Consider the following 13035-nt stretch of genomic DNA (forward strand, 5'->3'; position numbering starts at 1 on the left):
GTAACAGCCTTCCGCGGCCTACTGTTGACGTGTGCGCCTGCCGTGGCGCGGGCACAGCCGGCTGTGAGAGGGATCGGAATGAAACCGACCGACAGCGCCGCTCCGGCGTCGCGGCTCCGCCGGCTCGTGGTGCCTGCGTTGCCCGCGGCCCTCGTCATGGCGGCGGGCGTGACGCTCGCCGCGGGAGTGCTGTACACCCTCGGCGGCGGCGAGCCGCTGTTCCCCTCCGGGCCCGTCGGTTGGGCGCTGGCCGTCCTGACCGGCGTCCTCGTCGGCCACCTGGTCGCCCTCGGCCGGGACCGGTGGTGGGGCGGCACCGGCTCCGGAGCCGCCCTGGCCCTCGCCGTCCTGCTCCTCTACGGCTGGGTGCCGGCCGTCCTGGTGAGCCTGTCCGTCGTGGTCCTGGTCGGCGCCGCCCGACGCCAGCGCTGGCGACAGGCCCTGGTCCACGGGGCCGTTGACGTCCTCGGCATCGGTGCGGCGGCGCTCGGCCTGGCCGTCTGCGGGGTCCACCCCGGCGTCCGCCACCCCTGGACGCCCGAGAGGTGGGACCTCACGGTGCTGCCCGAGGTCGTCGTGACGGCGGGCGGCTACCTCCTCGTCAGCCGGGGACTGCTCTGGTGCAGTCGGCTGCCGCTCGACGGCGGCCTGCCCACCCTCGCCCGCCCGGCGGTGGTGCGCCAGGCCCTGGTCGGCGTCGCCCTGCTCGGTATCTCGCCGCTGATCGCGGTCTGTGCGGTGGGCGCCCCGCTGCTGCTCCCGCTGTTCGCGGTGCCGCTGATCGCGTTGGACTCCACGCTCTGGATAGCCCGGGCCAGGGCCGAGGAGCAACTGCGCGATCCGCTCACCGGCCTGCCCAACCGCCAGTGGCTGCTGGAGCGCACCTGGACGGCCCTGGACGAGGCCGAACGGGCCGGCACCCGGGCCGCCCTCGTCCTCATCGACCTCGACCGCTTCCGTTCGGTCAACGACACCCTCGGGCACCTCGCCGGCGACCGCCTGCTCCTGCAGATCGCCGACCGGCTGCGGCACGCGCTCCCGCGCGGCGCCGAGGCCGCCCGGCTCGGCGGCGACGAGTTCGCCGTCCTGCTGCCCGCCACCGACTCCCTGACCAGTTCCCAGCGGGTGGCCCGCAACCTCGTCGCGGCCCTCAGTTCCCCACTGGACCTGGACGGCCTGACCCTCGTGCTGGAAGCCAGCGCGGGGGTCGCGGTCTACCCCGAGCACGCGCTGGACGCCGAAGGGCTGCTGCGCCGCGCGGACGTGGCGATGTACCAGGCCAAGCGGGACCGCAGCGGCGTCGAGCTCTACGAGGCCAAGCGGGACGGCAACACCCCTGACCGACTGGGCCTGTTGGGCGATCTGCGGCGCGCCCTGGACGCCGGCGACGTGGAGCTGCACTACCAACCCAAGGTCCGCTTCGACGGCCACGTCTCCGGACTGGAGGCGCTGGTGCGGTGGGTCCATCCGGACCGCGGCCGGGTCCCGCCGGACGAGTTCATCGCCATCGCCGAGTCCTCCGGCCTGATGCCCCGACTGACCGAGTACGTCCTGGAGACCGCGCTCGCCCAGGTGGCGCGCTGGCGGGCGATGGGCCTGGAGGTGCCGGTCGCGGTGAACGTCTCACCGCGTGACGTGCACTCGCCGGGCTTCGCCGGTGCGGTCGCCGCCCGACTCGCCCGACATCGGGTCCCACCGGGCGCCCTCCAACTGGAGATAACCGAGCACGTCCTGTTGGAGGACCCGCAGCGGGCCGCCGACACGCTGGCCGGGCTCACCGCCCACGGCGTGAAGATGTCCCTGGACGACTTCGGCACCGGCTACAGCTCGCTGGTCCACCTGCGGCGCCTCCCGGTCAGCGAGCTGAAGATCGACCGTTCCTTCGTGGCCCGGTTGGCCGTCGACAACGAGGACGCCGAGATCGTCCGCTGCACCCTCGACCTCGCCCACTCGCTGGGTCTCCTGGTCGTCGCGGAGGGCGTCGAGGACGACGAGACCTGGGAGCGGTTGCGGGACCTCGGCTGCGACGCCGTCCAGGGCTGGTTGGTGGCGGCCGCGATGCCACCGGACGAGACCACGGCCTGGCTACGGGCCCGCGGTGAGCACGGGTGGCGCCGTGCGTCGGAGACGACCGCCCTCGCGGCGGAGAAGGCAGCCGAGCGCCCTTCGGGACAGGTCGTCAACTGACCCGGCCTCCGGCCGTCCCAACTCCCCGCTCCGACACCGCCGCTCAGCCCCCCGCACCGGACCAGCCGGTCCCGGACCCGCCCGCACCCGACCGACCCGCCCCCGACGACGACCAACCCGACCACGGCGAATCCGACCAAGTCGCACCCGACCCACGCGAACCCGACCAAGCCGTACCCGGCGGAGCCACGACCAGCGCAGCGCCACCCGAGGAAGCGGCACCGAGCGAGCCGCCGGCCGGCGTGCCGGCGGTGCCCGGGGCGGCGGACACCGTGCCGGACGGTGCGGACCCGGACCGTTCCGGGTCGGACGCGCCGGGCGGTCCGGCGCGAGCGCCGGCCCGTCCGCGGGAACCCGGTGCGGACAGGGCGAGGACAAACGATCCGCCACCCGGCGTCCCGGCGGCCGACACCGCCGTCCCGCCCGGTGCCCAGCCCGGTCCCGGCGGCCCGGACGAGGGCCCTCGCGACGGGTGAGGAGGCGCCGCGCGGGGCGGCGGGCGGCCCCGGTCGCCCGGCCCCGCGGGGCGCCGCCGTCCGGCCGTCCGCGCCTCCGCGGGGCGGTCGGACGAAAGCGTTTCGCGGCAGCGTTCCCGTACGCCATAGGATTGGGCCGGAATACTCCGCCGGAGAATTCGCCCAGAAATCTCCTTCCGGAACACTCCGCCCAGAATTTTCGCCGAAAACACCAGAGGATCGCTGCATGCCTGGCATCACGCGCGAGGAGGTCGCCCACCTCGCCCGGCTGGCACGTCTGGAGCTGAAGGACGAAGAGCTCGACCACTTCGCCGGACAGCTCGACGACATCATCGGCGCGGTCGCCCGCGTTTCCGAAGTCGCCGGCCAAGACGTCCCTCCGACGTCGCACCCGCTGCCCCTGACCAACGTGATGCGGCCGGACGAGGTCCGTCCGTCGCTCACGCCCGAGCAGGCGCTCTCCGGCGCCCCGGCCCAGGAGCAGCAGCGTTTCAAGGTGCCGCAGATCCTGGGGGAGGAGTGACCGACATGGCTGACCTGATCAAGCTCACCGCCGCCGAGATCGCGGCGAAGATCGCCGCCGGCGAGGTCACCGCCGTCGAGGTGACCGAGGCCCACCTGGCGCGCATCGAAGCCGTCGACGAGAAGGTGCACGCCTTCTTGCACGTGGACCGCGAGGGCGCACTGGCCCAGGCCCGCGCCATCGACGACAAGCGCGCCCGCGGCGAGAAGCTCGGCCCGCTGGCCGGCGTCCCGCTCGCACTGAAGGACATCTTCACCACCCAGGACATGCCGACCACCGTCGGCTCGAAGATCCTCGAAGGGTGGATGGCGCCGTACGACGCCACGCTGACCAAGAAGCTCAAGGACGCCGACGTCGTCATCCTCGGCAAGACCAACATGGACGAGTTCGCCATGGGGTCGTCGACGGAGAACAGCGCCTACGGGCCGACCGGCAACCCCTGGGACCTCACCAAGATCCCCGGCGGCTCCGGCGGCGGCTCCTCCGCCGCCCTGGCCTCCTTCCAGGCCCCGCTCGCCATCGGCACGGACACCGGCGGCTCGATCCGCCAGCCCGCCGCCGTCACCGGCACCGTCGGCGTCAAGCCCACCTACGGCGGGGTCTCCCGCTACGGCATGGTGGCCTTCTCCAGCTCCCTGGACCAGGGCGGCCCGTGCGCCCGCACGGTGCTGGACGCGGCGCTGCTGCACGAGGCCATCGCCGGCCACGACCCGCTGGACTCCACCTCCATCGACGCCCCGGTCCCGGCGGTCGTCGAGGCGGCCCGCAACGGCAGCGTGGACGGCATGCGGGTCGGCGTCGTCAAGCAGTTCCGCGGCGAGGGCTACCAGGCCGGCGTCCTGCAGCGGTTCGACGAGTCGGTCGCGCTGCTCACGGAGCTGGGCGCCGAGATCGTCGAGCTGGACTGCCCGTCCTTCGACCTGGCGCTGGCCGCGTACTACCTGATCGCGCCCTCCGAGTGCTCCTCCAACCTCGCCCGCTTCGACGCCATGCGCTACGGCCTGCGGGTCGGCGACGACGGCACGAAGTCCGCCGAGGACGTCACCGCACTGACCCGCGAGGCCGGCTTCGGCCCCGAGGTCAAGCGCCGCATCATGCTCGGCACGTACGCGCTCAGCTCCGGCTACTACGACGCGTACTACGGCAGCGCCCAGAAGGTCCGCACGCTGATCACCCGCGACTTCGAGCGGGCCTTCGAGCAGGTCGACGTGATCATCTCGCCGACCACGCCGACCACCGCGTTCCCGATCGGCGAGCGCACCGACGACCCGATGGCGATGTACCTCGCCGACGTGTGCACCATCCCCGCCAACCTGGCGGGCAACGCCGCCATGTCGCTGCCCTGCGGACTGGCTCCCGAGGACGGGCTGCCGGTGGGGCTGCAGATCATCGCCCCGGCCCTGGCCGACGACCGGCTCTACAAGGTCGGTGCCGCGGTCGAGTCCGCGCTCACCGAGAAGTGGGGCCACCCGCTCATCGAGGAGGCACCGGCGCTGTGAGCGGAGCTGTCAACGACCTGCTGGAGGAGACGCTGTGAGTGGAAAGCTGGCCAAGGCCAAGAACTTCAAGAAGTCCAAGCCCGGCACCTACCTGTCCATCGGCACCACGCTGTTCGGCGCGGTGAGCGTCGTCAAGCAGGCGAAGAAGGCCAAGGGGGAGCACGACACGCTCCAACTGATCGACGCCGTCGTCTCCGCCGCCGCCATCGCCACCGGTGTCGCCCTGCTCGTCCGCGAACTGCGCCGTCTCAACGACGACGACGTCCTCGCGGGCTGACCGGCGCCGGACCTGAGAGGTTAGTTTCACCGTGACTGTCACCGACCTGGTGCCGTACGAGGACGCGCTGGCCACCTACGACCCCGTGATGGGGCTGGAGGTGCACGTCGAACTCGGCACCCACACCAAGATGTTCTGCGGGTGCGCAACCACCCTGGGCGCCGAGCCCAACTCGCAGACCTGCCCCACCTGCCTGGGCCTGCCCGGCTCCCTCCCGGTCGTCAACGCGACCGGCGTGGAGTCCGCCATCAAGATCGGCCTGGCTCTGAACTGCTCCATCGCCGAGTGGTGCCGCTTCGCCCGGAAGAACTACTTCTATCCGGACATGCCGAAGAACTTCCAGACCTCCCAGTACGACGAGCCGATCGCCTTCGACGGCTACCTCGACGTACAGCTGGAGGACGGCGAGGTCTTCCGCGTCCAGATCGAGCGCGCTCACATGGAGGAGGACACCGGCAAGTCCACCCACATCGGTGGGGCGACCGGCCGGATCCACGGCGCGCAGCACTCGCTGCTGGACTACAACCGCGCCGGCATCCCGCTCATCGAGATCGTCACCAAGCCGATCGAGGGCGCCGGCGAGCGCGCGCCCGAGGTCGCCAAGGCGTACGTGGCCGAACTCCGCGAGCTGATCAAGGCGCTGGGCGTCTCCGAGGCCCGCATGGAGATGGGCCAGATGCGCTGCGACGTGAACCTCTCGCTGCGCCCCCTGGGCACCGAGAAGTTCGGCACCCGCTCGGAGACCAAGAACGTCAACTCGCTGCGCTCGGTGGAGCGGGCCGCCCGGTACGAGATCCAGCGGCACGCCGCGGTGCTCTCCGCCGGCGGCACGATCATCCAGGAGACCCGGCACTTCCACGAGGAAGACGGTTCCACCACCTCCGGCCGGATCAAGGAGGAGGCGGAAGACTACCGCTACTTCCCCGAGCCGGACCTGGTGCCGGTGGCCCCGTCCCGCGCGTGGGTCGAGGAGCTGCGCGCCACTCTGCCCGAGCTGCCGCGGCTCCGCCGCAACCGGCTCCGCGAGGAGTGGGGCGTCTCCGAGCTCGACATGCAGTCGATCCTCAACGCCGGGGCGGTCGACCTGATCGTCGCCACCATCGACGCCGGGGCGGACGCCGCCGCGGCCCGCAAGTGGTGGATGGGCGAGCTGGCCCGCCGCGCCAACGAGGACGGCGTGGAGCTCGGCGCGCTGCCGATCACCGCGGAGCAGGTCGCCCGGGTCGCCGCACTGGTCGCCGAGGGCTCGCTCAACGACAAGCTGGCCCGGCAGGCCATCGAGGGCGTGCTGGCCGGCGAGGGCGACCCGGACGCGGTCGTCGAGAAGCGCGGCCTGAAGGTCGTCTCCGACGAGGGCGCGCTCGGCACCGCCGTGGACGAGGCGATCGCCGCCAACTCCGCGATCGCCGACAAGATCCGCGGCGGCAAGGTCGCCGCCGCCGGTGCCCTGGTCGGTGCGGTCATGAAGGCCACCCGCGGCCAGGCGGACGCCGCCCGGGTGCGGGAGCTGATCCTGGAGAAGCTCGGCGTCGAGGGCTGATCCCGTCAGCCGTTGCGCGTTGAAGCGGCCGTCCCTCTTCGGAGGGGCGGCCGCTTCGCGTACGGGCCGGCGTGCGCCGTCCGGACGCAGGAAACGCGCCGGCGCGGGAATGCCGCGCCCGCGCCGGACGCTGTGCAGGGTACGCAGGACGATCTTCGTCCCCGGGGACAGTGGAGGAACGGTGGACCAGCACGCTCTCGCTTCGCGGATCGGTCGGGTCGGGGTCTGGCACGGCGGACTGAGCCGGGTGCCGGCGGCGACCGCCCGCCGGGCGGCCGCCGAGATCGAACGGCTCGGGTACGGCGCCCTGTGGTTCGGCGAAGGGCCCGCTTCCAAGGAGGCGTTCAGCCACGCCGGGCTGCTGCTCGCCGCCACCGAGCGGATCACCGTCGCCACCGGCATCGCCAACATCTGGGGCCGCGACGCCGCCGCGGCCAACTCCGCCGCGCGCAACCTCGCCGAGGCGTACGACGGACGCTTCCTGCTGGGGCTGGGCGCCAGCCACGCCCCGCTCGTCGACCTCCGCGGCCACACCTACGCCAAGCCGCTGGCCGCGATGCGCGCCTACCTCGACGCGATGGACGGCGCCCCGTACGAGGGGCCGGCGGCCGACCCGGCGCCGGCCCGGGTGCTGGCGGCCCTCGGCCCGAAGATGCTGGAGCTGGCCCGGGACCGGGCCGCCGGCGCCCACTCGTACTTCGTCCCGCTGGAGCACACCGCCCGCGCCCGCGAGGTCCTCGGCGCCGGTCCGCTCCTCGCGCCCGAGCTGGCCGTCCTGCTGGAGACCGATCCCGCGACGGCCCGCGCCCTGGCCCGTGAGCAGCACGTGCGCCGCTACCTGGAACTGCCCAACTACGTGGGAAACCTGCGCCGGTTCGGCTTCGAGGACGACGACTTCACGGGCGGCGGCAGCGACCGACTGGTCGACGCGCTCGTGGCCTGGGGCGATGTGGACGCGATCCGGCAGCGGGTCCGCGCGCACCTGGACGCGGGGGCCGACCACGTCGCCGTCCAGCCGCTGGCGGCCGACCGTGGCCTGGGCCTGGACCAACTCCGCGAGTTGGCACCGGCGTTGCTGGCCGACTGACCCGGACGAGCCGGCCGGGGTGCTTTGGGGGCCCGGCCGGCCGGCCGTCGCGTCAGAGGCCGAGGCGGGCCAGGGCCGCGGCGGGGTAGCGTTCGCCGGCCACCGCGCCGTCGGGCACGGCGGCCCGCAGTCGGTCCGCCTGCTCGGGGCGGAGCACGAGGTCGGCCGCGGCCGCGTTCTCCTCCAGGTACGTCCGGCGCTTGGTGCCGGGGATCGGCACGACGTCCTCGCCCTCGGCGAGGAGCCAGGCGAGGACGGCCTGTGCCGGGGTACAGCCCAGGGAGTCGGCGGCGGCGCGGACCGCCCGTACCAGTGCCAGATTGCGCTCGATGTTCTCGTCCGCGAACCGCGGCCACCGGCGCCGGGCGTCGTCGGCGGTGAGGTCGTCGCGGGAGGCCAGTGCGCCCGTCAGCATGCCGCGCCCGAGCGGTGAGTAGGCGACGACGCCGATGCCCAACTCCCGGCAGGTCGCCCGCATGTCGCCCGCCAGCACGTCGCGGGTGAAGAGGGAGTGCTCCAACTGGACGGCGCTGATCGGATGGACGGCGTGGGCCCGGCGCAGCGTCTCGGGACTCACCTCGCTGAGCCCGAGATGGCGCACGGAGCCTTCCGCGACCAACTCCGCCATGGCTCCGACGGTCTCCTCGATGGGGACGGCCGGGTCGCGCCGGTGCAGGTAGTAGAGGTCGATCCGGTCCGTCGCCAGGCGGCGCAGGGACGCGTGGCACGCCGTGCGCACCCAGGCGGCGGAGGCGTCGACCGCGTTCACCCGCCCCGTGGCCGCGTCGTGCCGCAACCCGAACTTGGTCGCGACGACCAGTTTGTCCCGCACGGACCCCGGCCGGCTGCCCCACCACCGCCCGAGGAACTCCTCGTTGGCGCCCCGCGCATAGGCGTCCGCGGTGTCGAGCAGGGTGACGCCGAGTTCGACCGCGCGGTCGAGGGTGCGCACGGACTCGGCGTCGTCCGGCACCCCGTACGAGGTGGACATCCCCATGCAGCCGAGGCCGAGCGCGGAGACGACCGGCCCGTGCGCCCCGAGCCGCCGTTGCCTCACGGTCGCGCGACGAGGTCGGTGAGGAACGCCCCCCAGGCGCCGGCCGGCAGCGCGAGCACCGGCCCGTCGGGATTCTTGGAGTCGCGGACGTGGACGGCGGTGGGGGAGGCGGACATTTCGAGGCAGTTGCCGCCCTCGTCACCGCTGTAGCTGGACTTGAACCAGGCCAGATCGCTCATGCTGCTCCCGCCAGTCGATCGAGCAGGCCGATGCCGTCTTCTGGTGTGAGTGCCTGCGATCGCAGCATCGCATATCTCCGTTGGAGCAGGCTGACCTCATCGGGGCCCTCAACGAGGAAGCTCACTCGTTGACCTTCGACGTATGGCAGTTGACCGTGATCAGGGGTTTTCCACAGCACTAGCGGCCCGTTGAGTCCCACGTGCTTCCTGCGGTTCGTCGGGCGGGACGATGAAGCCCCGCGCAGGACCGGACCGCCGCTTCCCGGCCGGGGCGTGCGGGAGCAGTCGGCCGCCGTCACGGAGCGCGGGCAGGCCGCAACACGCAAGCGATACCGCCGATGGTCTCCTCGCCGCCTTACCAGCCGCTGTTCCCGTTGCCGGGCAGCTCGCCCCCGGTGACAGGCGACCTGTCGACACTGGCCGCCGTGCTGGGCCACACGAGCGAACGCGCGGCACGGCCCGGTCCGCTCGTCGTTGGCCGTTCATGATTTCTCGACGAACCCTGGCGACGCTCGGCGTCACCACCGTTGCACTCGGAGCCGGGCTGGCGACCGCCGCTCCAGCGACAGCCGGCGGAATCGGAGTCTTCGCCAGCCCCGCCTTCGACAACACCTGCATCACCCTGCACCGCACAACACGGGCGGTAGGGCGGATGGTCAACCAGCCAGCCATCGGCTCGAACCTCTTGCAGGCGCCGGTGCAGGTGCCTTACCAGCACTGCGGGGGAGCCGAAGTTGAATACGTCGCTGACGCGGGTGGGTTCTGACGCTTCGCACGCGGCTGTGCTGGAGAGTCCCGACGACCCCGCCGCCGAACCGGCCTGGGCACCGTAGGCGTCGTGGTGGTCCAGGTCGCGGCAGAGCCACGCAGCGTTGGGTGGGCGTTGGTTTGACCGTTTGTGAGATGGTGCATGCCTGGTTTGCGAAAGCTGCTTACGGCGGCCGGTAAGTGCCTGTCCCGTCGCAGCATGGATGCGTATTCGAAAGGGTGCAATCAATGGCTAAGGCGACCGCACGTCACATCCTGGTCCCCAGTGAAGACAAAGCGAACGAATTGAAGGCGCAGATCGAGGCAGGGGCGGATTTCGCTGAGGTAGCCAAGGCCAACTCCACCTGCCCCTCCAGCCGCCAGGGTGGTGACCTCGGATCTTTCGGTCCCGGGCAGATGGTGAAGGAGTTTGACGCGGTCGTCTTTTCCGCGCCGACCGGAACCGTCCAGGGCCCCGTGCAGACGCAGTTCGGCTACCACCTCATTGAGGTCACCAGCCGTCAGGACTGACCTGGCATTCCGGGCTGCGTCCTTGTGGCGCAGCCCGGTTTTCTGAGGGCAACTGCTAGGCAACACCCGTAGGTTTCCCTCTCTGTAGGTATCGGTCCCTTCCCGTACGAGGGTCGGAACGCGACGTCCTCGCGAGCGACCCCGGCCGGAATCGCACCGGCGGCCCCCGATCTACGGTCGGGGGCTCTGCCGTTTTCGGCGGTTCCACTTCCTCGCGGACTCGCGGACGGAGGTGGCGCCCAGTCCTGCGCGTCGTGCGTGATCACGTCTGTCGCCGGGGGCGCGGCTGGTTGGGGGTGGTGGGCTGGAGCGCTGCCGTGTGGGCGGGGCGGGGTGGGGCTCGGCGGTGGGGCGTTGCCGTCTTTGGAGCGGCTGAGGTTGGTCCCACGTCGACCATGGCCTCCCACCCCTGTTTCCAAAGATGTCATCCCGATACCTATCGAACGTCACTGCCGTCCACTACCGTCCCCGTCGCACCATCTCAATGGGCTGACCGAAGACCTTTGGAAGGCCGTTGACTGTCGACTGGGAGGTCGGGCGTGGCACCGGAGGTATCTCGTAGACGGGTACTGGGAGTTGGCGCGGCGGCGGCCGGCGCGGCGGTGGCCGGGTCGCTGCTGCCGCCGTCGCTCCAGCAGGCGCTGGCGCAGGACGCGGCCCGTCCCGCGTGGCACCGCGGGGGCGGGCTCCGCGACATCAAGCACGTCGTCGTCCTGATGCAGGAGAACCGTTCCTTCGACCACTACTTCGGGATGCTGCGCGGCGTCCGCGGCTTCGGCGACCGCAACGCCGTGGAACTGCGCGACGGCCGCGGGGTCTTCGAGCAGCCGGGGCCGTTGGGCGTCCGGCACGTCCTGCCCTTCCCGGTGCGCGAGGCGGCCGCTGCCCAGAAGAAGGACCTCCAGTACATCGGGAACCTGGACCACAGCTGGGAGGGCGGCCACCGGGCCTGGAACAACGGCTGGATGGACAACTGGGTCGCCGCCAAGTCCTCCGCCACCATGGCGCACTACGACCGCCAGGACGTCCCGCTGCACTACGAACTCGCCGACACCTTCACGGTCTGCGACGCGTACCACTCCTCGATCCACTCCTCCACCAGCCCCAACCGCAACCACCTGGTCAGCGGCTGGACCGGCTTCGAGCCGGGCAGCGGCAAGCGGGCGGTGGGCAACGACGCGTACGACGAGGACAAGCACACCGGCTACACCTGGACGACCTACCCCGAGCGCCTGGAGAAGGCCGGCCGCACCTGGCGGGTCTACCAGGAGTGGGACAACTTCACCGACAACAACCTGGAGTTCTACGCCTCCTTCAAGGCGGTCGCGCACAAGGCCCTGGCCAAGGTGGACGGGGTGCACAACATGACCGCCTACTACGGCAAGCTGGCCGGCGCGGGCGACGCCGAGCGCACCCGGCTGGCCGGCCTCCTGGAGGAGGGCGTCACGAGCCTGAGCCGGGCCGAGCGGAGCCTGTTCGAGCGGGCGCTGCGGCGCGGGGACCCGCACTCCACGGCCGCCGCGTTCGCCGCGGACGTGGCCGGCGGCAAGCTTCCCGAGGTGTCCTACATCGTCCCGTCCGCGGCCGACTCCGAGCACCCCGGCTCGTCCTCGCCCATCGAGAGCGCCACCCTCGTCTACAAGGTCCTGGACGCCCTGGGCAGCAACCCGGAGGTCTGGCGGCACACCGCGCTCTTCCTGACGTACGACGAGAACGACGGCTTCTTCGACCACGTGCCGCCGCCGGTGCCGCCGGCGGGGACCGCGGGCGAGTTCTGGGACGGGCAGCCGGTCGGGCTCGGGATGCGGGTCCCGATGCTCGTCGTCTCGCCCTGGACGGTGGGCGGCTACGCCTGCTCGCAGGTGTTCGACCACACCTCGATCACCCGGTTCCTGGAGCGGTGGACGGGCATCGAGGAGCCCAACATCAGTGCCTGGCGACGGGCCGTCTGCGGCGACCTGACCGCCGCCTTCGACTTCTCGCGGGGCCGTCGGCAGCCGGCCGTCCACCAGCCCGGCCCGATCCCGGCGTTCAGCGGCCGGTGGCGGCCGCTGCCGCCGCTCCACCAGGCGCTGCCCCAACAGGAGCACGGCAGCCGTCCGGCCCGCGCGCTGCCCTACCAGCCGGACGCCGACGGCGGCTTCGAGCCGGATGCCGGCACCTTCCGGCTGGCGGTGCGCAACGCCGGCAGCGCCTCGGCGCACCTGGCGCTCTACCCGTACGCCGGGGAGTTCGACGTGCCGCAGCACCGGGACGTGCGCACGTCGGCGGAGTGGGCGGTTCCGGTCAAGGACGGCGCCTACCGCTTCACGGTGACCGGGCCCAACGGGTTCCGGCGGGAGTTCGCCGGCACTGCCCTGGGCGCCGCCGCGGGCGTCCGGATCAGCACCCGGATCGACGCCGCCCGCCGGGAGCTGCACCTGACCCTGGTCAACCCGGGCACCACCGACCTCACCATCACGCTGGCCCCGTTGGCCTACGCGGACGCCTCGCCCCGCACGCTGACCGTGCGGGCCGGCGCCACCCGCACCGTCGCGCACGCCGCCGGCGACGCGCACGGCTGGTACGACCTTCAGCTGACGGCCGCCGAGGACGGGTCCTTCCGCCGCCGGCTGATGGGCCACGTGGAGAACGGCAAGGAGTCGGTCACCGGGTGAGATCGGGTCGGGTGGGGCGGCGGGGCCGTCCCACCCAGGTGGTCGGGGGCATCGTCCGCGCCCCGGGAACGTGGAACACCCCTGCCCGATAAAGGGCATTTAGTGGGGTATTTGACGGGAGTAACCGGCCCGTAAGCAGGCGGGGTTGCCTCCGGTGCCGTCTCTGTGGGGAAGTCCACAAAGAGGACAAAGGATCTCTGCCGGCTGACACTCTGCACTCGGAAAGCGGGGCCCGGGCGCCGGCAACGGCCGGCGCGGTCCCGCGCCGTCCCCCT

Annotated in this window: 12 protein-coding genes; 9 read left to right on the top strand and 3 right to left on the bottom strand. The window is 72.2% G+C overall.

The genetic code is table 11. From position 1 onward, the window contains the following. The first annotated feature begins 78 nt into the window (after positions 1–78). From ABD385_RS06810 to ABD385_RS06835, 6 genes are all read left to right on the top strand, one after another. Positions 79–2187 (top strand): putative bifunctional diguanylate cyclase/phosphodiesterase, encoded by a 2109-nt coding sequence (locus tag ABD385_RS06810; protein ID WP_344574086.1) that lies wholly within the window; start codon positions 79–81, stop codon positions 2185–2187. A 702-nt stretch (positions 2188–2889) separates the two neighbouring features. Further along, positions 2890–3186: an Asp-tRNA(Asn)/Glu-tRNA(Gln) amidotransferase subunit GatC gene (gene gatC / locus ABD385_RS06815; protein WP_016573597.1), complete on the top strand. Its 297-nt coding sequence runs from the start codon at positions 2890–2892 to the stop codon at positions 3184–3186. Positions 3187–3191: 5 nt separating this feature from the next. Beyond that, positions 3192–4685, top strand: coding sequence for an Asp-tRNA(Asn)/Glu-tRNA(Gln) amidotransferase subunit GatA (gene gatA, locus ABD385_RS06820; RefSeq protein WP_425585359.1), 1494 nt, complete (start codon positions 3192–3194; stop codon positions 4683–4685). A 34-nt stretch (positions 4686–4719) separates the two neighbouring features. Continuing rightward, positions 4720–4962 (top strand): hypothetical protein, encoded by a 243-nt coding sequence (locus ABD385_RS06825; RefSeq protein ID WP_344574089.1) that lies wholly within the window; start codon positions 4720–4722, stop codon positions 4960–4962. Between the two features lie 31 nt (positions 4963–4993). Next, the gene (gene gatB / locus ABD385_RS06830; RefSeq protein WP_344574090.1) at positions 4994–6502 is read left to right on the top strand and encodes an Asp-tRNA(Asn)/Glu-tRNA(Gln) amidotransferase subunit GatB; all 1509 of its coding nucleotides are present in this window, start codon (positions 4994–4996) and stop codon (positions 6500–6502) included. Positions 6503–6683: 181 nt separating this feature from the next. After that, positions 6684–7589, top strand: coding sequence for a TIGR03620 family F420-dependent LLM class oxidoreductase (locus tag ABD385_RS06835; RefSeq protein ID WP_344574091.1), 906 nt, complete (start codon positions 6684–6686; stop codon positions 7587–7589). 52 nt (positions 7590–7641) lie between these two features. Here the strand turns inward: ABD385_RS06835 and ABD385_RS06840 are convergent, their stop codons facing one another. The 3 genes from ABD385_RS06840 to ABD385_RS06850 are packed head-to-tail and all read right to left on the bottom strand — an operon-like array spanning position 7642 to position 9262. Next, positions 7642–8646: an aldo/keto reductase gene (locus ABD385_RS06840; protein WP_344574093.1), complete on the bottom strand. Its 1005-nt coding sequence runs from the start codon at positions 8644–8646 to the stop codon at positions 7642–7644. After that, on the bottom strand, positions 8643–8825 hold the full coding sequence (locus ABD385_RS06845; protein ID WP_344574094.1) for a DUF397 domain-containing protein: 183 nt from the start codon (positions 8823–8825) through the stop codon (positions 8643–8645). Before ABD385_RS06845 ends, ABD385_RS06840 begins: the two co-directional genes overlap by 4 nt. After that, the gene (locus ABD385_RS06850) at positions 8822–9262 is read right to left on the bottom strand and encodes a Scr1 family TA system antitoxin-like transcriptional regulator (protein WP_344574095.1); all 441 of its coding nucleotides are present in this window, start codon (positions 9260–9262) and stop codon (positions 8822–8824) included. Before ABD385_RS06850 ends, ABD385_RS06845 begins: the two co-directional genes overlap by 4 nt. Positions 9263–9309: 47 nt before the next feature. On the opposite strand from ABD385_RS06850, the gene ABD385_RS06855 reads away from it, so the two are divergent. The 3 genes from ABD385_RS06855 to ABD385_RS06865 all read left to right on the top strand — a co-directional run bounded on the left by ABD385_RS06855 (position 9310) and on the right by ABD385_RS06865 (position 12760). Beyond that, on the top strand, positions 9310–9591 hold the full coding sequence (locus ABD385_RS06855; protein ID WP_344574097.1) for a hypothetical protein: 282 nt from the start codon (positions 9310–9312) through the stop codon (positions 9589–9591). 230 nt (positions 9592–9821) lie between these two features. Next, entirely contained in the window at positions 9822–10103 is a 282-nt protein-coding gene (locus ABD385_RS06860; protein WP_344574099.1) for a peptidylprolyl isomerase, read from the top strand. A 539-nt stretch (positions 10104–10642) separates the two neighbouring features. Next, the gene (locus ABD385_RS06865; protein ID WP_344574100.1) at positions 10643–12760 is read left to right on the top strand and encodes a phosphocholine-specific phospholipase C; all 2118 of its coding nucleotides are present in this window, start codon (positions 10643–10645) and stop codon (positions 12758–12760) included. Positions 12761–13035 lie beyond the last annotated feature (275 nt).

Origin of the sequence: Streptomyces lunalinharesii (assembly GCF_039532155.1) — a bacterium.
GTDB lineage: Bacteria > Actinomycetota > Actinomycetes > Streptomycetales > Streptomycetaceae > Streptomyces > Streptomyces lunalinharesii.

What these genes read in the sequence shown, in the direction of transcription:
- gatC (WP_016573597.1), top strand. Translation starts at nt 2,890, where the DNA reads ATGCCTGGCATCACGCGCGAGGAGGTCGCCCACCTCGCCCGGCTGGCA.
- ABD385_RS06845 (WP_344574094.1), bottom strand. Translation starts at nt 8,825, where the DNA reads ATGAGCGATCTGGCCTGGTTCAAGTCCAGCTACAGCGGTGACGAGGGC.
- ABD385_RS06855 (WP_344574097.1), top strand. Translation starts at nt 9,310, where the DNA reads ATGATTTCTCGACGAACCCTGGCGACGCTCGGCGTCACCACCGTTGCA.
- gatA (WP_425585359.1), top strand. Translation starts at nt 3,192, where the DNA reads ATGGCTGACCTGATCAAGCTCACCGCCGCCGAGATCGCGGCGAAGATC.
- ABD385_RS06810 (WP_344574086.1), top strand. Translation starts at nt 79, where the DNA reads ATGAAACCGACCGACAGCGCCGCTCCGGCGTCGCGGCTCCGCCGGCTC.
- ABD385_RS06860 (WP_344574099.1), top strand. Translation starts at nt 9,822, where the DNA reads ATGGCTAAGGCGACCGCACGTCACATCCTGGTCCCCAGTGAAGACAAA.